The organism is Streptomyces sp. 351MFTsu5.1 (genome assembly GCF_000383655.1).
Classification (GTDB): Bacteria; Actinomycetota; Actinomycetes; order Streptomycetales; family Streptomycetaceae; genus Streptomyces; species Streptomyces griseorubiginosus.
The window spans coordinates 713763-732156 of the sequence record NZ_KB911775.1; the positions used below are offsets into that span (position 1 = coordinate 713763).

Here is an 18394-nt window from a genome sequence, read left to right on the forward strand (position 1 = left end):
AGAGATGTCACCGCTCGTGCATAGACCGGTAACAGTGGGATCGTCCGCGCGAGGCAAGCCGTTGCTACGGGTAAGCCGCCTGCCAACGGGGCCGAAGGTCCCGTACGGCGCCCGCCGGACGACCCTGCCGACGGCGCCGTACCATTCATACGGTTGAAAGCAGGACAGCCTGCTCATGAACGGACCCGCCTTGCAAGATCGCCCCTCCGCTTCCGCCTCCTGGCGCATCGCGCTGCCGCATTCCGCCGCGGCCGTGCCCGTGGCGCGCGCCCTGGTCCGCACCGCGCTGACCGAGCTGGAGCACGGGGCGGACTGCGACACCGCGGAGCTGCTGACGGCGGAGCTGGTGGCGAACGCCGTGGAGCACACGGCGGGCGACACGCCCATAGAGCTCGTGGTCGAGCTGCTCCCCACGGGCTGCCAGGTGGAGGTGCACGACCCGGACCCGGCCCCGCCGGGCCATCTGACCCAGCCCGATGTCAGGGACCCGGACCCCTGGCAGGAACACGGCCGTGGCCTGCTGCTGATCAGGGCGCTCAGCTCGTCCTGCGGCCACCGCCCGACCGAGACCGGCAAGGCGGTGTGGTTCCGGCTGGCGGTGGTGCCGCACCAGTGGAACCCGGCGTGACGCTCTAGGCCGGCATCTCAGGCCAGCGTCGCGACCAGGACCGCCTTGATCGTGTGCAGCCGGTTCTCCGCCTCGTCGAAGACCACCGAGTGCGCCGACTCGAAGACCTCGTCCGTGACCTCCAGGGACTCCAGGCCGTGGGTCTCGAAGATCTCCTGGCCCACCTTCGTGCCGAGGTCGTGGAAGGCCGGGAGGCAGTGCAGGAACTTCACGTCCGCGGTCCCCGTGGCCCGCAGCACGTCCATGGTCACCGCGTAGGGCGCGAGCGCGGAGATCCGCTCGTCCCAGACCTCCTTGGGCTCGCCCATGGACACCCAGACGTCGGTGGCCACGAAGTCCGCCCCGAGGACGCCCTCCTCCAGCGACTCGGTGAGGGTGATCCGCGCCCCGCTGTCCACGGCGAGCGCGCGGGCCCGGTCGACGACGTCCTGCGCGGGCCAGTAGGTCTTGGGAGCGACGATCCGTACGTCCATGCCGAGCAGCGCGCCGGTGACCAGGTAGGAGTTCCCCATGTTGAACCGCGCGTCACCGAGGTAGGCGAAGGCGATCTCCCGCACCGGCTTGGCGGTGTGCTCGGTCATGGTCAGCACGTCGGCCAGCATCTGGGTGGGGTGCCAGTCGTCGGTGAGGCCGTTGTACACCGGGACCCCGGCGTACGCGGCGAGCTCCTCGACCTTCCGCTGGCTGTCCCCGCGGTACTCGATACCGTCGTACATACGACCGAGCACGCGCGCGGTGTCCCGCACGGACTCCTTGTGCCCGATCTGCGAGCCGGACGGGTCCAGGTACGTCGTGGACGCACCCTGGTCCGCGGCGGCGACCTCGAACGCGCACCGCGTGCGCGTGGAGGTCTTCTCGAAGATGAGCGCGATGTTCTTCCCGGCCAGTCGGCGCGTCTCGGTCCCGGCCTTCTTGGCGGCCTTCAGCTCGGCGGCCAGCGCGACCAGGCCGAGGAACTCCTCGGCCGTGAAGTCGAGCTCCTTGAGGAAGTGGCGCCCGGCGAGGGCGGTGGGGACGGTCGCCATGGGGACGCTCCGGAGGGACGAGAACAGGACTCTGGAAGTCTATACGATATTCAGCATTTCTATACAGTGACCCTTCCTTGCAGCCTCCTTACTGCCGGCCCCCTACACAGCCGCCCTCTCCACCGGACAGCTCATGCAGCGCGGTCCGCCCCTCCCCCGGCCCAGCTCGCTGCCCGGGATCTCGATCACCTCGATGCCCTGTTTGCGCAGGTGGGTGTTGGTGGTGGCGTTGCGCTCATAGGCGATGACGACGCCCGGCTCGACGGCGAGGACGTTGCAGCCGTCGTCCCACTGCTCACGCTCGGCGGCGTGCACGTCCTGGGTGGCGGTCAGGACCCTGATCGCGTCCAGGCCGAGCGCGGCGGCGATCGCGCGGTGCATGTGCTCCGGCGGGTGGTCGGTGACCTTGAGCTCCTTGTCGCCGGCGCCCGGCTCGATGGTGTACGAGCGCAGCATGCCGAGCCCCGCGTACTGGGTGAAGGTGTCGCCGTCGACCATCGTCATGACGGTGTCGAGATGCATGAAGGCCCGCCGCTTCGGCATGTCCAGGGCCACGATGGTCTGCGCGGAGCCCTCCGCGAAGAGCTTGTGCGCGAGCATCTCGACGGCCTGGGGCGTGGTCCGCTCGCTCATCCCGATGAGGACGGCGCCGTTGCCGATGACCAGGACGTCCCCGCCCTCGATGGTGGACGGGTAGTCGGCCTGCCCCTCGGACCAGAGATGGAACGTCTCGTCGCGGAAGAGCGGGTGGTGGCGGTAGATCGCCTCGAAGTGGACCGTCTCGCGCTGTCGGGCGGGCCACTTCATGGCGTTGACGGAGACGCCGTCGTAGATCCAGGCCGAGGTGTCGCGGGTGAACAGGTGGTTGGGCAGCGGGGCGAGGAGGAAGTCGTCCAGGTCCATGACGTGGAAGCGCACGGAGGTCGGCTCCGCATGGGTCTCCAGGAACTCCCGCTTGGTCATGCCGCCGACCAGCGCCTCCGCCAGCTCGGTGGCGGGCAGGGTCTCGAAGGCGGCGCGGAGGTGGTCGGTGGCCAGCGGCCCGTACTCCTTCTCGTCGAAGACGCGGTCGAGGACGAGGGAGCGGGCCGCCGGGGCCTCCAGGGCCTCGGTGAGCAGGTCGCCGAAGAGGTGGACGGCGACCCCGCGGTCGCGCAGCACGTCGGCGAACCCGTCGTGCTCGGCGCGCGCCCGGCGCACCCACAGCACGTCGTCGAAGAGCAGCTGGTCCTTGTTGCTGGGGGTGAGCCTTTTGAGCTCGAGATCCGGCCGGTGCAGGATGACGCGGCTGAGCCGCCCGGCTTCGGAGTCGACATGGAATCCCATGCCTCCATCCTGACCAACGGAGAGCCCGTTGACCCCTCCGTTCGCACGGATTTCCTCTTGTCGTCCTCTTGACGATAAACGGTCGCCCCGCTTATCGTCGTACAGACGAAAAGAGGGAGAGATCTGATGGCCGACATCACCCGGCGCTTCGGCTGGCGCCACCTGCGCGGCGCACCCACGGCGCACATCCGGCACCACCGCGGCGGCAAGCTGCTGCACGACGGCCCCGGACTCAGCTTCTGGTTCCGCGCACTGACCGCCGCGCTCTCCGAAGTGCCGGTCGACGACCGCGAGTTGGCCATGACCTTCCACGCCCGTACGTCCGACTTCCAGGACGTGGCCGTGCAGGCGACGGTGACCTACCGGATCGGCGACCCGGCCCTCGCCGCCGCCCGTCTGGACTTCTCGATCGACCCCGACACGGGGGTGTGGCGGGGCGCGCCCCTGGAGCAGCTGGGCACCCTGCTCACCGAGACGGCCCAGCAGCACGCGCTGGACGTCCTGACGAGGACCTCCCTGTCCGCCGCGCTCGTCGACGGCGTCTCCGCGGTGCGCGAGCGGATCCGGGCGGGCCTGGACGCCGAACCCCGGCTGCCGGCCACCGGCATCGAGGTGGTCGCCGTCCGCGTGATGGCGGTACGGCCCGAGCCGGAGGTGGAGCGGGCGCTGCGCACCCCTGCCCGAGAGCAGATCCAGCAGGAGGCGGACCGGGCGACGTACGAACGGCGTGCCGTGGCCGTCGAGCGGGAGCGCGCCATCGCCGAGAACGAACTCGCCAGCCAGATCGAACTGGCGCGCAGGGAAGAGCAGTTGGTGGAGCAGCGGGGCACCAACGCACGCCGCGAGGCGGAGGAGCACGCGGCCGCGGACGCGGTACGGGCGGAGGCGGAGGCGGCGCGTTCGGTACGGCTCGCCCGCGCGGAGGCCGAAGGGGTGCGCACGGTCGGTGACGCCAAGGCACAGGCGCAGGCCGCCTGGTTGCAGGTGCACGGGGACGTCGACGTCGCCACCCTGCACGCCCTCACCGGGACCCGGCTCGCGGAGAACCTGCCGCACATCGACAGCGTCACGATCTCGCCGGACGTGCTGACCGGGCTGCTCGCGAGGCTGGGCGCACGGGAGCCGGAGTGAGTCTCGCCCCGCGGGCCGTCCTGGTCCATCGCACCACGGAGTACGAGGAGTTGGTGGCACACCACGGCACCCACGGGCAGGCGGCGTTCTTCCTGGCCTCCCGGGGCCGGGACATCCGCGAGGTCGCCGAGCGCCACGAGCGGGTCCGGCAGGCGCTCGCCGACGTGACGTCCGCGATTCCACTGACGTGGCGTCAGGCACGGGTCGAGCGTGCCGACCTGGACCGCTTTCTCTTCGCGCCCGAGGACGTCGTGGTGGTGGTCGGGCAGGACGGGCTGGTGGCGAACGTGGCCAAGTACCTCTCCGGGCAACCGGTGCTCGGCATCGACACCGAGCCCGGCCGCAACCCCGGGGTCCTGGTACGGCACCGCCCCGGGGACACGGCCGGACTGCTGGCGGTGGCCGGCCGGAGCGTCGACGAGCTGACGATGGTCGAGGCCGTCGCCGACGACACCCAGCGGCTCGTCGCGCTGAACGAGATCTATCTGGGCGCCGGCGGTCATCAGACCGCCCGATACCGCCTGGGTCTGGAGGGCGACGGGGGTGTCGTCGAGGCCCAGGCTTCCTCCGGGGTGCTGGTGGGGACGGGGACGGGGGCCACGGGTTGGCTCCGGTCGGTGTGGCAGGAGCGGGGCGCCCGTCTGCGACTGCCGGCGCCGACGGAGGACCGCCTGGTGTGGTTCGTGCGCGAGGCCTGGCCGTCCCCGGCCACCGGCACCTCGCTGACCGCGGGCGAGCTCCCCGCCCGCGCCCGCCTCCGCCTCACCGTAGAGTCCGAACGCCTGATCGCCTTCGGGGACGGGATGGAGGGGGACGCGCTGGAGCTGACGTGGGGGCAGACGGTGGAGGTGGGGGTCTGCGCCGAGCGGCTGCGGTTGGTGGGGTGAGGGGGGTGCGGGGCGACCCTCAGGTCACCCCGCACCCCCGGCCTGTCCGGTCCGTGGCTCACAGTCGCGGGTCGACCGGCTCCGACTCCAGCGCCAGCACCCCGAACACCGCCTCGTGCACCCGCCACAGCGGCTCGCCCTCCGCCAGCCGGTCCAGGGCCTCCAGGCCCAGGGCGTACTCGCGGATCGCGAGAGAGCGCTTGTGGTTCAGGAACCTCTTGCGCAGCCGGTCCAGGTTCTCCGGGCGGGTGTACTCGGGGCCGTAGATGATCCGCAGGTACTCCCGGCCCCGGCACTTGATGCCGGGCTGGACCAGCCGGCCCTCCGTGCTGCGGACCACCGCGCCGAGCGGCTTGACGACCATGCCCTCGCCGCCCCGGCCGGTCATCTCCAGCCACCAGTCGACGCCCGCCCGCACCGACTCCAGGTCACCGGTGTCGACGTAGAGGCGTCGGGTGGTCTGGAGCAGACCGGTGCTGTCGTGCTCCACCAACCGGTCCAGCAGGGCCAGTTGCTCGTCGTGCGGGAGCCCGGCGAGGCTGCGGCCCTGGACCGCGAGGATCTGGAACGGTGCCAGGCGGACGCCGTCCAGGCCGTCGGTGGTCCAGCAGTAGCGGCGGTAGGCGTCGGTGAACGCCCCTGCCGCGTCTGCGCGTTCACGCTGGCGGGCGAGCAGGTCGGACACGTCCACGCCCCGGTCCGCCGCCCCCTTCAGCGCGGCCAGCGCCCCCGGGAACACCGCACCGGACGCGGCACCGACGGCCGCGTACTGCGAGCGCAGCAGCCCCGCGGCCTTCAGCGACCACGGCATCAGCTCGGCGTCCAGCAGCAGCCAGTCCGTGTCGAGTCCGGACCACAGGTCGGCCTCGCCGATCGCCGTCCGCAGCCGGTCCAGGATCTCCTCCGTCACCGACCCGTCGTCGAAGAAGGGCCGTCCGGTCCGGGTGTAGAGGGAGCCGGTCGGACCGTCCACGCCGAAGCGCCTGCGGGCCGCGTCCGCGTCCCGGCAGACCAGGGCCACCGCCCGCGAGCCCATGTGCTTCTCCTCGCACACGACCCGCCCGACCCCGTCCTCGGCGTACTGCGCGAACGCCTCCGCCGGGTGCTCCAGGTAGCCCTCCTCACGACTGGTCGCCGTCGGGGCCATGGTCGGCGGGAGGTACGGCAGCAGCCGCGGGTCCACCGCGAAGCGGCTCATGACCTCCAGGGCGGCCGCCGCGTTCTCCTCCCGGACGGCGACCCGGCCCTGGTGCCGGGTCTCGACGGCCCTGCGGCCGTACACGTCCGCCAGGTCGAGCGGCCGGCCGTCCTGACCGCCCGGAGCCTCCGACTTCAGCGGCTTGACCGGCTCGTACCAGACCTGCTCCGCCGGTACGTCGACCAGCTCGCGCTCCGGCCAGCGCAGCGCGGTGAGCTTGCCGCCGAAGACGGCACCGGTGTCCAGGCAGATGGTGTTGTTGAGCCAGGTCGCCTCCGGGACCGGGGTGTGGCCGTAGACCACGGCCGCCCGGCCGCGGTAGTCCTCCGCCCACGGGTAGCGCACCGGCAGCCCGAACTCGTCGGTCTCACCGGTGGTCTCGCCGTACAGCGCGTGCGAGCGCACCCGGCCGGAGGTGCGGCCGTGGTACTTCTCCGGCAGACCGGCGTGGCAGACCACCAGCCGGCCGCCGTCGAGGACGTAGTGGCTGACCAGTCCGTCGATGAACTCCCGTACCTCGGCCCGGAACTCGTCGGAGACGGTCTCCATCTGCTCGATGGTCTCCGCGAGGCCGTGGGTGTGCTGGACCTTGCGGCCCTTGAGGTAACGGCCGTACTTGTTCTCATGGTTGCCCGGCACGCACAGCGCGTTGCCCGACTTGACCATCGACATCACGCGGCGCAGCACACCGGGGCTGTCCGGGCCGCGGTCGACGAGGTCGCCGACGAAGACCGCGGTACGGCCCTCGGGGTGGACGCCGTCGGTGTAGCCCAACTTGCCCAGCAGGGTCTCCAGTTCGGCGGCGCAGCCGTGGATGTCGCCGACGATGTCGAAGGGGCCGGTGAGGTGGGTCAGGTCGTTGAAGCGCTTCTCGGTGACGACGGTGGCGTTCTCGATGTCGGCCACCCCGCGCAGGACGTGCACCTTGCGGAAGCCCTCGCGCTCCAAGTGGCGGATGGAGCGCCGCAGTTCACGGATGTGCCGCTTGATGACCCGGACCGGCATGTCGACCCGGTCGGTGCGGCCCGCGTTGCGCTCGGCGCACACCTCCTCGGGGACGTCCAGGACGATGGCGATGGGCAGCACGTCGTACCGCTTGGCCAGGTCGATCAGCTGGCGTCGGGAGTCCGACTGCACGCTGGTCGCGTCGACGACCGTGCGGCGGCCGGCGGCCAGGCGCTTGCCGGCGATGTAGTGCAGGACGTCGAAGGCGTCCTTGGTGGCGCCCTGGTCGTTCTCGTCGTCGGAGACCAGGCCCCGGCAGAAGTCGGAGGAGATCACCTCGGTCGGCTTGAAGTGCCGGCGGGCGAAGGTGGACTTGCCGGAGCCGGAGGCGCCGACGAGGACCACCAGGGAGAGGTCGGTGACGGGCAGGGTGCGCCCCGTGCGCTGGTTCTCGGTCATGCCGCCTTCGCCTCCTTCTCGTTCCTGCTCTCGTTCCTGACAGTGGTGCTCGTGGTGGCTGCGCTCAGTTCGAAGACGGCCATCTGCGTGGGCGGTCCGACCTCCGGGTCGTCCGGGCCCACAGGCCGGAACTCCACCTCGTAGCCGTGCCGTTCGGCCACCGAGGTCGCCCAGGCGCGGAACTCCTCGCGGGTCCACTCGAAGCGGTGGTCGCTGTGGCGGACATGGCCGGCCGGGAGCGACTCCCAGCGGACGTTGTACTCGACGTTCGGGGTCGTCACCAGGACGGTCCGGGGGCGGGCCGCGCCGAACACTGCGTACTCCAGGGCGGGCAGCCTCGGCAGGTCGAGATGCTCGACGACCTCGCTGAGCACAGCGGCGTCGTACCCCTTGAGCCGCTTGTCGGTGTAGGCGAGCGAGCCCTGGAGGAGCTGGACGCGGGAGGCCATCCGCTCGCCCATGCGGTCCAGCTTGAGCCGCCGGGAGGCGATGGTGAGCGCCCGCACGGACACGTCGACGCCGACGATCTCGGTGAACCTCGGGTCCTTGAGCAGCGCCTGCACCAACTGGCCCTGTCCGCAGCCGAGATCGAGCACCCGGGCCGCACCTGCGGCGCGCAGCGCGTCCAGGATGGCCTCGCGGCGCTGCACGGCGAGCGGGGTCGGCTTCTCCTCGGTCTCGGTGTCCGCCTCGACGGCGTTGTCGATGTCCTCGACCTCGCTGTCGTCGGTCTCGGCGAGCCGGACCAGCTCCAGCCGCTCCATCGCCTCACGCGTCAGCGACCAGCGGCGGGACAGGTAGCGGCTGGTGATCAGCTTCTGCTCCGGGTGCGCGGGCAGCCAGCCCTCACCGGCCCGGAGCAGCTTGTCGACCTCGTCGGGGGCCACCCAGTAGTGCTTGGCGTCGTCGAGGACCGGGAGCAGGACGTACAGGTGGCGCAGCGCCTCGGCGACGGTGAGCTCACTGGACTCCAGTTCGAGGCGGACGTAGCGCGAGTCGCCCCACTCCGGGAACTCGGCGTCCAGCGCGACCGGTTCGACGGTCACGGTCCAGCCGAGCGGCTCGAACAGCCGCCGTACGAGCCCGGATCCGCCGCGCGCCGGGAGCGCGGGTACCTCGATGCGCAACGGCCTTGCCTGCGCGGGCAGTTCCGGCCTTGCGGCGCACACCCCGCGCATCGCGCTGGAGAACACCGCGCTCAGGGCCACCGCGAGCAGCGAGGAGGCCGCGTAGGGGCGGTCGTTGACGTACTGCGCGAGGGCCGCGTCGGGGGCGCCGCCGCGTCCCTTGCCCTTGCCGCGCCTGACCAGCGCCACCGTGTCGACCTCCAGGAGCAGCGCGGCCGTGCAGCGCTGATCGTCCGCCTCGGGGTAGAGGACGTGCGCCCTGCCGTAGGAGGTGGAGAACGCCTGCGCCTTCTCGGGATGCTTGTGCAGCAGGTAGCCGAGGTCGGTGGCGGGGCGCTCGGGAGTGCCGGTGGTGGTGATGGTCAGGAACATGGTGAGGGCCTTTCCGGCCGGTGGACGGTACGGGGTGCCGTGCGCGCGAGAGCCCCCAGGAAAGGTGATCCCGGGGGCTCGGCAGGACGACGTCCTCAGCTTCGCACAAGGGCTGTGACCAGCGCCTTCAAATTACGACAGCGGCACAGGGGGTGTGACCGATGCCCCGCTTACGACAGCTGCGACTGGACCTGGGCGGAGATCAGCTCCAGGTGGTCCAGGTCGTCGAGATCGAGGACCTGGAGGTAGACGCGGCGGGAGCCGACGGCGGCGTAGCGGCCGATCTTGTCGACGACCTCGGCGGGGGTGCCGGCCAGGCCGTTCTCCTTGAGCTCGTCGACCTCGCGGCCGATCGCCGCGGCACGGCGGGCGACCTCCTGGTCGTCCTTGCCGACGCACACGACGAGGGCGTTGGAGAAGGTGATCGCGTCGGCCGCGCGGCCGGCCTCCTGGGCGGCGGCGCGGACCCGGCCGAACTGCTTCTCGCTGTCCTCGACCGAGCCGAACGGCAGGTTGAACTCGTCGGCGTAGCGGGCGGCGAGTCGTGGGGTCCGCTTGGCGCCGTGGCCGCCGATCAGCACGGGGATCCTGTCCTGGGCGGGCTTGGGCAGCGCGGGCGACTTCGCGAGGTCGTAGTGCTCGCCGTGGAAGTCGAAGGTGTCGCCGGGCGCGGTGGCCCACAGTCCGGTGACGATCTCCAGCTGCTCCTCCAGGCGGGCGAACTTCTCCTTCGGGAACGGGATGCCGTACGCCCGGTGCTCTTCCTCGAACCAGCCCGCGCCCAGGCCCAGTTCGACACGGCCGCCGGACATCTGGTCGACCTGGGCGACCTGGATGGCGAGTACGCCGGGCAGCCGGAAGGTGGCGGCGGTCATCAGGGTGCCGAGGCGGATGCGCTTGGTCTCGCGGGCGAGGCCGGCGAGGGTGATCCAGGCGTCGGTGGGGCCGGGGAGGCCGTCCCCGTCGCCCATCCTGAGGTAGTGGTCCGAACGGAAAAAGGCGTCGAAGCCCAGATCCTCGGTGGCCTTCGCGACGGTGAGGAGGGTGTCGTAGCTCGCGCCCTGCTGGGGCTCGGTGAAGATGCGCAGATCCATGTCTCCATCCTGCACGCAGAGGTGCGCTGCGGCCTCACCGGTCCCTGTGACCTCCGCCGTGCCGTCGTCCCCGGTCGGGTGAAAATCCGTCCACGGGGCGTGTGAGGGGTGACCGTGCCAGTGACCGGGCCCTTCGGTGATCGTTGGCTCGGGCGGAACCGGCTTGTCGTCGCCGGTGCGCCATCCGTTACCCGCGTGGGTTTTTGGGCCGAGGAGGCCGTCATGTCCGAAGGAACCGTGCCGCTGACTGCGGGGGCTGGGCAGCCGAAGGGGTTGTTGCAGCAGATGGAGGAGTTGATGGCGGCACTGAACGCGGATCTGTCCGACCTGAAGATGGAAGCGGGTTTTCCACCCGAGGAATCACAGGACGTCTGACCTGGGGCGATGTCAATTTACGGTCGCTAATCCAGCCAACTCGGTGATCATGATCGAGGCTATGACTCGATGGCGACCGTGCAAGGCGCCATCGATCCACAGACGGCTAGGTCGGGGCGGGTGCCGAGAGGTCCGGCGGCCCATAGCGGAGCGTAACCGCCCAATGAAGCAAGGAGTTGCGGCGTCAACTCGCTCCCGAGTTAGGTGGTCAGCATGGGGGCCTCGCAGGAACTCCGCCCTGGTCAGGAGCCCCGACAGCCGCACCGTGGTCTGGCCCTTCAGGTGCTCCAGACACTTGGGCTCAGTCTCGGGGTGGAGGACCCTGAGGAGTTCAAGAAGGCCCTCGGTCACGGCAACTGGTAGTGAGCATGGAGCCCCGGCGGTGCCGGGGCTCCATCGGGTTCAGCTCGCCAGGGCAGGATCTGCCGGGTCAGGGCGCGATCGTGCAGCCGGGAGCGCAGCTCGGGCGGCCAGGTCCCCACTGCGGCCCGGTCGGCCCCGGTCAGGCCCTCGGGCAGAAGGGTGTCGGACAGAGGGCGTTCGGGCTGGTCGGCCGCCGGGGCGCGTTCGGCCGACTGGAGCCGCCGGTACTCGGCCGTCAGGTGCTGGGCCTCGCCCGGCGCGGCCGACGCCGGGTCGCGCTTGATCTCCCGCAGTCGCCGCTTTATCTCTCGGCGCCGATCAGCCTTCATCGTCGTCCTCCAGGGGCCCGAACTCGTCTTTGAAATACGCCAGTTGATCCAGGGCATGGTCCGCGCTGTCCCGAGTGCGCCAGCTCGGGGGCGTGGACGGCTCGGGGGCCGACGGGCCCGGCGCCAGGGCGAGTTGCGGCCGGGGCACCTCGGGGCGCGGTGCGCCGGGGTTCCTCCCCGTCCAGGGAGCGCAGGTGCCACCCGGCCGGCTCCAGGGCGAAGCTGGTCAGCCGGGCCCTGAAGGCGCCGTCCAGGTCGATGGCCTCCAGTACCTCGGGGATCACCTTCAGCAGCACCTCGGCGATGTCGGCCGACCCTCGTCCACCCGGCGTTCGAGGGCGATGTTGAGCTGCTCCGGAGCGTCCAGGCCGAACAGCTTGCGCCACGACTCGGAGAAGAGCGCGAGCTGTTCGTTGGCACAGCGATCTGTGCGCGCTGGCCCGGCAGGCCGACTCCCTCCTCCACGCCCACCGGGGAGCACGTACCTGCCCCCCGGCCGGCAGCCGGGCACGCTCCGGGCGCTGTCCTCCGACACGTTCGCCATCTTCGGCAGGACGTGCTGGAGGCGGCGGCCAGCCGGGACAAGATTCGCAAGGAGGGCGGGTGCCCGACGTGCTGGGCCCACCGGTCCGCCCGTGTGCACGAGACCCGCCCGCCGCGCGACGAGGCCGCGCACAAGATCCTTCTCAGTCAGCCGTGTGCGGCCGACCAGCAGCGCTGGCGGACCGAAGCCGAAGCGAACCGGGTCACGATGTCACGGCTAACGGAGCGCCGCTCAGGCAGAGTTCCAGGCGGCCCGCAGGGATGCGGAGGCTACCGCCTCCCGCGTCCGGAGCACTGCCCAGCGGGGGTGGCGGCTGCAGACCCGCCGTCGCCCGTCAGGCGGGCGTCCGGGCCCGTCGGCAGGCCAGGACCGCCGCCTCGGGTGACATGTCGTGCGGGTGCAGCTCCACCGTCTACTGCCAGGCCCACGCCGCCGTGTTCGGCACCTACGACCGAGGGCGGGCCCGCCGGACTCGTGCAAGTGCACCGGCCAGGGCCGCGCCCTGTGCCCCTGCCTGTACCACTTCAGCGAGCTGCCCCGCCCGAGCGGAACCAGGTACTCACACGGCTGGTCGGCCACCGTAGTTCGCGTGGTCGAGCTGAAGACCTGTATCAGCCTCCGGCCCGGCCCTCGGTCATGGACCTGACCCGGAGCAGTTCGCGGAGGACGGGCGCCGCGCCCGGCACGCCCTTGCTGCGGTCGAGCTGATCCGCCGGTGGAACCGCCGCAGCGCCCGGACTCTCGAGCTGCCCGAGGACGTGCGGGAGCAGATAGTGGTCAACTTTGTTGCAGCGGAACTCAGTTGAACACCCATCAGCCACGGATCAACCCCGGGCAGCGGCTGATCCTGCGTGACTTCGCCGCGCACCGGGGCCTGACGCGCCCCGAGCTGCTGGCCATTGCGGACCGCATGCTCATCACCGACAGCCTGACCGACGTGGTGCACCGGTCGCTGGTCCGCCGGGACGACGACGGGCAGTACTGGCCCTCCTGAGCTGGGCTGACCACTTGCCGGCCGATCAACCGAATCGACTAAATCAGCTCCGCGGACGGGTTCCCCGCCGCAGAATCCTCGACATGACTGCTGCTGACTGGATCAAGTTCACACCTGGATGGCTCGCCTTCGTCATCTCCGTCGGGACCTTGGTCCACAAATGGTGGCGGGGCCGCCATGTGCGCGCCCTCGGGCCCGACAGCGACGCCCTGCGCACGCTGCTGGCGGACTTTCGGACGTGGTTCGCCATGACCCTGGACGAGCCTGTGACGCAGACGCAGCTACAAAACACGGACGGGACCGCAAGCGCCCATCAACGTCTCAATGACCTCATCGGGCGCCGTTCGGACAAGGAACTGATCAAGCACCTCGAACGGGTGGGCGAGCACTGGGCGCAGTTCTCGGCCTACCTGATGCCGGGGAGCCCCTACATGCAGCCCGGCACGTCGCAGCGGGCCGAGTGGGAAGCCGAGAGGGAACGGCTGTGGGACGAGCAGCGCCGCATATCGGAGGAGGGGCGCAACGAGGTCGAGGCGGCTCTTGGGCGCCTGAACAGGCTGGAGCGAAAGAACCTTAAAGTGTCGTGATCACAGTCCGCCGGGACAGAGCAGGGACAGCGAGCCGCCTCCGGCGCTCCGGCTGCAAGGGAGCAGGACGGCCACGGGCCGAGCCGTCAGACCGCTGACGGCGATCATCGTCAGGGTCTGATCGGGATGGCCGTCAGGTGCTGAACACGTTGACCAGATACCTGACGACCGTTCTGGCCTGGGTATATTCTCTGGCCTCGCACGCCTGACGCCTCAGGGGTGCTCAGATGTTGAGGTCCTGGCGTGCGGCAGCGATGACCAGCTGAGCGCCGGAGCCGTAGACGGCGGACTCCCGAAGGGTGTTCCACGTCCGGAGGTACGTGTTCACACTGGCGTCGTCCTCGACCCACAGCTCGCTGTGCCAGGTCTCGACGATCACGCGGCTGTCGTCGTAGGTCCAGAAGGCCGTGTCGAGGCCGACGGCGCCGGACAGCTGGTCGAGCTGCGCGGCCAGGACCGACGGCAGACACACCAGGGCGCGCAGCGCGCCCTCCCACAGGATCAGGTGGAAGCGCTTGGTGGGGTCGCACAGGGCTTCCTGGCGCTTCATGCGGGAGCGGACGACGTCCTCGGTGTCCCGGAGCGACTGATGGAGTTCGGCGTACCGGGTGAAGATCGACCGGGCGTAGTCGGGAGTCTGGAGGATGCCGAAGACCATGGAGGACTCCCAGCCCCGGAACACCGAGGCGTCGGTGGGTGCGCTCAGGTGGGTGTCCTGGACGGGCTTGTGCCCCGAGACGAGCTGCCGCCGCCACGACCGGATGTGCGACTCGAACCCCCGCAGCCGGGCGAGTAGTTCGTCGTAGGCGTCCGGCCGGCCGTGCCCTCGACCCACGTGTGGAGGTCGTCGGGCGTGGCGGTCTGCCTGCCGTGCCCCTGCTCCTGCTCCTGCTCCTGCTCCTGCTCCTGCTCCTGCTCCTGCTCCTGCTCCTGCCCCACGGTGGCGGCCTGCTGCTCGCGCGCCGGTGCGGGTGCACCTGTCACCGCTCGGCCCCCGAGGCGTAGCCCCAACAGCACGACGCCCGGCCGGTGATGCTGCCCGGCCGGGCGTCGTCGTGTATGGGGTGTATGGGTGGATCAGTGTGTCCAGTCGATGCCCACGCTGTTCGGGTCGACACCCCCTGGCAAAACCCCAAGCGGACGACCTCGCCGCCCAGGCCGCAGGGTGACCACTGCTAGCCCGGCGAGGATCTTCCGCCGCCGCTCCAGCGGATACGTGGCACGCCACCACTCAAGAGCGTCATCCGGGTCAGCCTCGTGCCGCCGGACTAGTTCCGGCAGGTCAACGCCGTCCAGCGGGCCTGGCTCGATGGCTGCCGCAGCAGCCGACACCGCGTCCGCAATCTGTGTCTCGACGGCTGCGATCTTCTCCCTGATGCGCCGGGCCGCCTCGCGGTACTCCACAGGGTCGGCCTCCTCACTGTCCGCGAACACGGCAGCCAGGGCGTTCAGCCGGGCGTTCAGGGTCGCGTGACGGGCGATCAGGGCCTCCATGTCCGGGCCGTCGGTCAGGGATGGCTCAGGTGTCATGAAGACCTCCCGGGCGAGCCCGGGGTGACACAGCCGCGCGATGATCACGCGTTCCACGAAGTCATCCACCGGGGCGGCGGTTCGGATCAGGTGCGCACTGGCGGTGCACCGGTACTGCTGCCGCTGTCCGGCCCTGGCCCCGCCGGGGCGGACCACTGCGCCACAACCGGGACGGCCGCACCGGTACAGCCCGGCGCCGAGGTACTTGGGCGCCCGAGCGTCGGCACTGGCGAGGTGCGCGCTGCGGGCCGGGTCGGTCAGCACCGTACGCAGGGCGAGCCACGTGTCGTGATCGATGATCGCATCCCACTGCGCCGGGCCCACGTCCTCGCCCTTGTGCGCGACGCGACCGGCGATCCGGGGCGAGAGCAGGACGGAGCGAAGCGTCTGGATGACCCACGGCTTACCCCGCGGGCTGGTGATTCCCCGAGCGTTCCAGTCGCGGCAGATGCCCGTCAGGGTACGGCCGGTCTCCGGGTCGGCTGCACGCGCCAACACCGCGTCGGCCGCCTCGCGGATCAGTTTCGCCTCACGCGGGTCGACCTTCGGCACCTGCGGCGCCTGCCCCTTGACCGTTGGTTCAACGGCCTTGAATCCGAAGGTGCGGGGGCCACCGTGGTGGACACCTGCCCGGCGGTTGGCCTCCTTCTTGGGCTTCAAGCGCTCGATGGAGTGCTCGACCTCGTGGGTGCTCACGCTGGCGAGGATACGGGCGACCATCCGGCCGGACGCCGTGGCCAAGTCCAGCTCGCCCTGCTTGACCGGGCGGATCAAGACGTGCGTGCGCTCCACGATCTCGATGAGCGGTTCAAGGTCCCGGGCCTGCCGGTACAGACGGTCCGTGTGCCAGACGAGCACCGCGTCGGCCTCACCGGCGGCGAGCATGTCGAGCAGTTCCGCGTAGGCAGGACGCCGGGCACGTTGGCCGCTCTTGCCTACGGCGGTGCGGTCGTCGTCGACCTTGACCGCTACCACGGACCAACCCAGGTCGGCGGCGAGCTTTCGGCAGGCATCCTCCTGCCGGGTAACCCCTTCGGCCTGGCCGGTCGGGTCGTGGGAGATGCGGGTGAGGAGGAGGCTGGCCGAGGTCCTATGTCTCTCGGCTGCGGGTGTGTCATGGCTGGTCGCGCTCCGCGCCCCTGAGTGGGTACAGGCCACCCCGCCAAGCTGTACCCACGAGCTTTTAGGGGCGCGGGGAACTGCGCGACCAGCCCCCACCGGCCCGCAGCCGAAGACTCACCCCGCCTCCCGTTCAGGCAACCCCTCCCCCCGGTCCGCCAGTCTTCGCAGCATCTGGAGCACCCGGTCCCGGGACTCGTCCGCCGCGTCGATCGCCTCCATGCACTGCCAGTACGTCGTCTCGTCGTCCGCCGCGCATGCGAGGCCGACCAGGGCGATGCCGACCTCGCCGAGGAGGCCCCCGAGGTAGTGCAGGGCCTGGCGGGCGTCGCCGAGGTCGGTGAGCTGGGCGGCCCGCAGCTCCGCGAGGGCGATGTCGGGGCGGTCCAGGACCCCGCAGCCGCGCCCCGCGAGTTCGGTCAACCCGAGTGCCTCACCGCGGAGTTCGGGCGGTCCGGCGACCGCGAGCCGACTCCCTATGGCCTGGGCCAGGGCCTGCGCCTGCCACACCTCGGCCATGACCTGGGGCGGCTCACCGCCACCGGCCAGGGCGCGCCTGCTCGTCACGATGAGCCGCACCGCGTCCATCGGCTGCCCCCGTCTGTCGCGACGTACCCCCGGCACGTCCGCCCGAACTCCCTTGTTCACTACCCAGAGTGAGGTCGCTCGGAACGAAAAGCCAGAGGTAGGCGGAAATCTGCGGACAACGAATCGATTTCGGTACAACTTTCCATCACGGAGAGTGAAAGAGGAGCGGGCCGCTCCTCAGGTCGCTCCTCAGGCCGCCCCTCAGGGCGCGGGAAAGCGCCGTTCGTTCCGGTCGATCTTCGCGGAGAGCGCGGTCAGCGGGTCGACGCCGAGCACCTCGCACAGCTGGAGCAGATACGCGAGCACGTCGGCGATCTCGTCCGTGACGCGGTGCGCGGTGTCGGGGTCGTCCATGACCCGCGCCGACTGCTCGGGCGTCAACCACTGGAAGATCTCGACCAGTTCGGAGGCCTCCACGCTGAGCGCGGCGACGAGGTTCTTGGGCGTGTGGTAGGGCTGCCAGTCGCGGGCGGCCGCGAACTCGGCCAGTCTGCGCTGGAGCTTCGCCACGTCGAGGGGTTCGGTCACGGCTCCAGGTGTACCACTGTGACGCCGTCCGTCCCGACGGCCCACGAGGCGTCGCTCACCGCGCCGACGAGCCGGATGTGTCCGCGCTCGCACATCCGCAGGGCCAGCCGCAGCAGTTCGGCCCGCTGCCGTACGTCCAGTCCGCGGTCGAGGTTGTCGGCGAGCACGGTGAGCGTCTGCAGGGCCGCCGGCACCTCGCCGGCCGGGTCGACCTCCAGCACACCGGGCCCGGTGAGCAGGACGAGGGCGAGGGCGAGGTACCTCAACTCGCCGTCGCCCAGCCGCCCGAGCTCCGTACGGCCGCCGTCCCCGCGGTCGAGCAGCGCCCGCACCGCCCCGGTGAGCAGGGGCTCGGCGAGGACGTCGGCGACGGGTCCCGCGCATCCGGCGCGCACCGCGGCGACGAGTTGGGCGTGCCGCCGGGAGCATTCCGCGCGGGTTCGCCACAGGACGTCGGCGAGGTTGTCGCAGCCGCCGAGCAGCCGTCCGGAGCCGGTCGGGACGGGCAGGCGCATGCGTCCGGGGCGGGGGTCGCAGCCGAAGACGGAGCGCAGGGCGACGACCATCTGCTCGGCGGCCGCGAGGACGTGTCGCTGTCCGTCCGTCTTGCCGGCCACCCGCAACGGCAGCAGGGCGGTGCCGAGCCGGTCGTCCGGGAGCGGGGCGCGGGTGACCGGGGCGGTCCCGGCGGTGTGCCAGGCGGCCTGGACGGCACGGCGGGCCGGGTCGCGCAGGGCGGTCTCCAGGAGGACGAGGCTGCCGGAGGTCAACCGTTCGCCCACGATGCGCAGTTGGGGCTCGGCCTGGACGGCGACGTCGAGGCGGACGGGTCCCTCGGGGCCGTCCGCGGTGCAGCCGATCCGGAAGCCGCGGCGGTGCTGGGTGTCGGGGCGGGCCCGGTCGGGGACGCAGGCGCCGGGGTCGGGGAAGGCCTCGACGAGGCTCGCGCCGCCGCCGAGCCGCGCGAGTGACTCGTAGGCCCGGAGCGCATGGGTCTTGCCGCTTCCGCTGGGGCCGGCGAACAGGGTCAGCGGCCCGATCGGCAGGACGGCGCGGCGGTGCACGGCGTACGCGGAGAGCCGGAGTTCGGTGAGACACGGCCGGTCGGGGCGGTGCTCACCGCTGCGCGACGACTCCGCGAGCGGGGAGGCCGCCTGGGCCGGGACGACGGAGGAGGTGGGGGACACACGCATATCCGGACCGTAGGACTCCGCCCACGGGGGGAACCGTTCCTCCCCGACGGCC

The 18394-nt window shown here is 71.1% G+C and carries 17 protein-coding genes and 1 pseudogene; 7 read left to right on the plus strand and 11 right to left on the minus strand.

Annotated features, from left to right (window positions below; translation table 11 throughout):
* The first annotated feature begins 175 nt into the window (after positions 1-175).
* The gene (locus H295_RS0103180; protein ID WP_020133899.1) at positions 176-628 is read left to right on the plus strand and encodes an ATP-binding protein; all 453 of its coding nucleotides are present in this window, start codon (positions 176-178) and stop codon (positions 626-628) included.
* A gap of 17 nt (positions 629-645) precedes the next feature.
* Here the strand turns inward: H295_RS0103180 and argF are convergent, their stop codons facing one another.
* Positions 646-1653, minus strand: coding sequence for an ornithine carbamoyltransferase (gene argF / locus H295_RS0103185; protein WP_020133900.1), 1008 nt, complete (start codon positions 1651-1653; stop codon positions 646-648).
* A gap of 102 nt (positions 1654-1755) precedes the next feature.
* Positions 1756-2979, minus strand: coding sequence for an arginine deiminase (locus tag H295_RS0103195; protein ID WP_020133901.1), 1224 nt, complete (start codon positions 2977-2979; stop codon positions 1756-1758).
* A 126-nt stretch (positions 2980-3105) separates the two neighbouring features.
* Between H295_RS0103195 and H295_RS0103200 the strand changes: the two genes are divergently transcribed.
* The gene (locus H295_RS0103200; RefSeq protein ID WP_020133902.1) at positions 3106-4110 is read left to right on the plus strand and encodes an SPFH domain-containing protein; all 1005 of its coding nucleotides are present in this window, start codon (positions 3106-3108) and stop codon (positions 4108-4110) included.
* A complete protein-coding gene (locus tag H295_RS0103205) occupies positions 4107-4997 on the plus strand; it encodes an NAD(+)/NADH kinase (RefSeq protein ID WP_020133903.1) in 891 nt (296 codons plus the stop codon). The genes H295_RS0103200 and H295_RS0103205 overlap by 4 nt, the downstream gene beginning before the upstream one ends.
* Before the next feature lie 58 nt (positions 4998-5055).
* On the opposite strand, the gene H295_RS0103210 is transcribed toward H295_RS0103205, so the two are convergent.
* The 3 genes from H295_RS0103210 to H295_RS0103220 form a co-directional block, all read right to left on the minus strand.
* Positions 5056-7599 carry a polynucleotide kinase-phosphatase gene (locus tag H295_RS0103210; protein WP_020133904.1) on the minus strand — a complete coding sequence of 848 codons (2544 nt, stop codon included), beginning with the start codon at positions 7597-7599 and terminating at the stop codon, positions 5056-5058.
* On the minus strand, positions 7596-9098 hold the full coding sequence (locus tag H295_RS0103215) for a 3' terminal RNA ribose 2'-O-methyltransferase Hen1 (RefSeq protein WP_020133905.1): 1503 nt from the start codon (positions 9096-9098) through the stop codon (positions 7596-7598). Before H295_RS0103215 ends, H295_RS0103210 begins: the two co-directional genes overlap by 4 nt.
* Positions 9099-9268: 170 nt before the next feature.
* On the minus strand, positions 9269-10192 hold the full coding sequence (locus H295_RS0103220; protein ID WP_020133906.1) for an LLM class F420-dependent oxidoreductase: 924 nt from the start codon (positions 10190-10192) through the stop codon (positions 9269-9271).
* Between the two features lie 222 nt (positions 10193-10414).
* Here H295_RS0103220 and H295_RS47445 point away from each other — a divergent pair, with 222 nt between their 5' ends.
* Positions 10415-10567, plus strand: a complete 153-nt coding sequence (locus H295_RS47445) for a hypothetical protein (protein WP_020133907.1) — start codon at positions 10415-10417, stop codon at positions 10565-10567.
* A 347-nt stretch (positions 10568-10914) separates the two neighbouring features.
* On the opposite strand, the gene H295_RS0103235 is transcribed toward H295_RS47445, so the two are convergent.
* On the minus strand, positions 10915-11259 hold the full coding sequence (locus H295_RS0103235) for a hypothetical protein (RefSeq protein WP_020133909.1): 345 nt from the start codon (positions 11257-11259) through the stop codon (positions 10915-10917).
* A gap of 1346 nt (positions 11260-12605) precedes the next feature.
* Here H295_RS0103235 and H295_RS0103245 point away from each other — a divergent pair.
* Both H295_RS0103245 and H295_RS0103250 read left to right on the plus strand, forming a co-directional pair.
* Positions 12606-12797, plus strand: coding sequence for a hypothetical protein (locus tag H295_RS0103245; protein ID WP_020133911.1), 192 nt, complete (start codon positions 12606-12608; stop codon positions 12795-12797).
* Positions 12798-12880: 83 nt separating this feature from the next.
* Positions 12881-13384, plus strand: a complete 504-nt coding sequence (locus H295_RS0103250; RefSeq protein ID WP_020133912.1) for a hypothetical protein — start codon at positions 12881-12883, stop codon at positions 13382-13384.
* Between the two features lie 223 nt (positions 13385-13607).
* Here the strand turns inward: H295_RS0103250 and H295_RS42705 are convergent.
* Positions 13608-14257: pseudogene (locus H295_RS42705) on the minus strand (Scr1 family TA system antitoxin-like transcriptional regulator); the annotation flags it as partial.
* Between H295_RS42705 and H295_RS47770 the strand changes: the two are divergent.
* Positions 14222-14389 carry a hypothetical protein gene (locus tag H295_RS47770; protein WP_234021554.1) on the plus strand — a complete coding sequence of 56 codons (168 nt, stop codon included), beginning with the start codon at positions 14222-14224 and terminating at the stop codon, positions 14387-14389. The pseudogene H295_RS42705 and the gene H295_RS47770 sit on opposite strands and share 36 nt — an antisense overlap.
* A gap of 72 nt (positions 14390-14461) precedes the next feature.
* On the opposite strand, the gene H295_RS44660 is transcribed toward H295_RS47770, so the two are convergent.
* From H295_RS44660 to H295_RS0103280, 4 genes are all read right to left on the minus strand, one after another.
* Complete coding sequence (locus H295_RS44660) at positions 14462-16072, minus strand: recombinase family protein (RefSeq protein ID WP_020133915.1); 1611 nt, start codon at positions 16070-16072, stop codon at positions 14462-14464.
* A gap of 78 nt (positions 16073-16150) precedes the next feature.
* Positions 16151-16621: a DUF6099 family protein gene (locus tag H295_RS0103270; RefSeq protein ID WP_020133916.1), complete on the minus strand. Its 471-nt coding sequence runs from the start codon at positions 16619-16621 to the stop codon at positions 16151-16153.
* A 201-nt stretch (positions 16622-16822) separates the two neighbouring features.
* Positions 16823-17149: a nucleotide pyrophosphohydrolase gene (locus tag H295_RS0103275; RefSeq protein ID WP_020133917.1), complete on the minus strand. Its 327-nt coding sequence runs from the start codon at positions 17147-17149 to the stop codon at positions 16823-16825.
* Positions 17146-18342 carry a hypothetical protein gene (locus H295_RS0103280; protein ID WP_020133918.1) on the minus strand — a complete coding sequence of 399 codons (1197 nt, stop codon included), beginning with the start codon at positions 18340-18342 and terminating at the stop codon, positions 17146-17148. The genes H295_RS0103275 and H295_RS0103280 overlap by 4 nt, the downstream gene beginning before the upstream one ends.
* Positions 18343-18394: the final 52 nt, after the last annotated feature.

Bases quoted from the DNA above. Each gene is read 5' to 3' on its own strand.
- H295_RS0103180 (WP_020133899.1), top strand. From the start codon at position 176: ATGAACGGACCCGCCTTGCAAGATCGCCCCTCCGCTTCCGCCTCCTGG.
- argF (WP_020133900.1), bottom strand. From the start codon at position 1,653: ATGGCGACCGTCCCCACCGCCCTCGCCGGGCGCCACTTCCTCAAGGAG.
- H295_RS0103195 (WP_020133901.1), bottom strand. From the start codon at position 2,979: ATGGGATTCCATGTCGACTCCGAAGCCGGGCGGCTCAGCCGCGTCATC.
- H295_RS0103200 (WP_020133902.1), top strand. From the start codon at position 3,106: ATGGCCGACATCACCCGGCGCTTCGGCTGGCGCCACCTGCGCGGCGCA.
- H295_RS0103210 (WP_020133904.1), bottom strand. From the start codon at position 7,599: ATGACCGAGAACCAGCGCACGGGGCGCACCCTGCCCGTCACCGACCTC.
- H295_RS0103215 (WP_020133905.1), bottom strand. From the start codon at position 9,098: ATGTTCCTGACCATCACCACCACCGGCACTCCCGAGCGCCCCGCCACC.
- H295_RS0103220 (WP_020133906.1), bottom strand. From the start codon at position 10,192: ATGGATCTGCGCATCTTCACCGAGCCCCAGCAGGGCGCGAGCTACGAC.
- H295_RS47445 (WP_020133907.1), top strand. From the start codon at position 10,415: ATGTCCGAAGGAACCGTGCCGCTGACTGCGGGGGCTGGGCAGCCGAAG.
- H295_RS0103235 (WP_020133909.1), bottom strand. From the start codon at position 11,259: ATGAAGGCTGATCGGCGCCGAGAGATAAAGCGGCGACTGCGGGAGATC.
- H295_RS0103250 (WP_020133912.1), top strand. From the start codon at position 12,881: ATGACTGCTGCTGACTGGATCAAGTTCACACCTGGATGGCTCGCCTTC.
- H295_RS0103270 (WP_020133916.1), bottom strand. From the start codon at position 16,621: ATGGACGCGGTGCGGCTCATCGTGACGAGCAGGCGCGCCCTGGCCGGT.
- H295_RS0103280 (WP_020133918.1), bottom strand. From the start codon at position 18,342: ATGCGTGTGTCCCCCACCTCCTCCGTCGTCCCGGCCCAGGCGGCCTCC.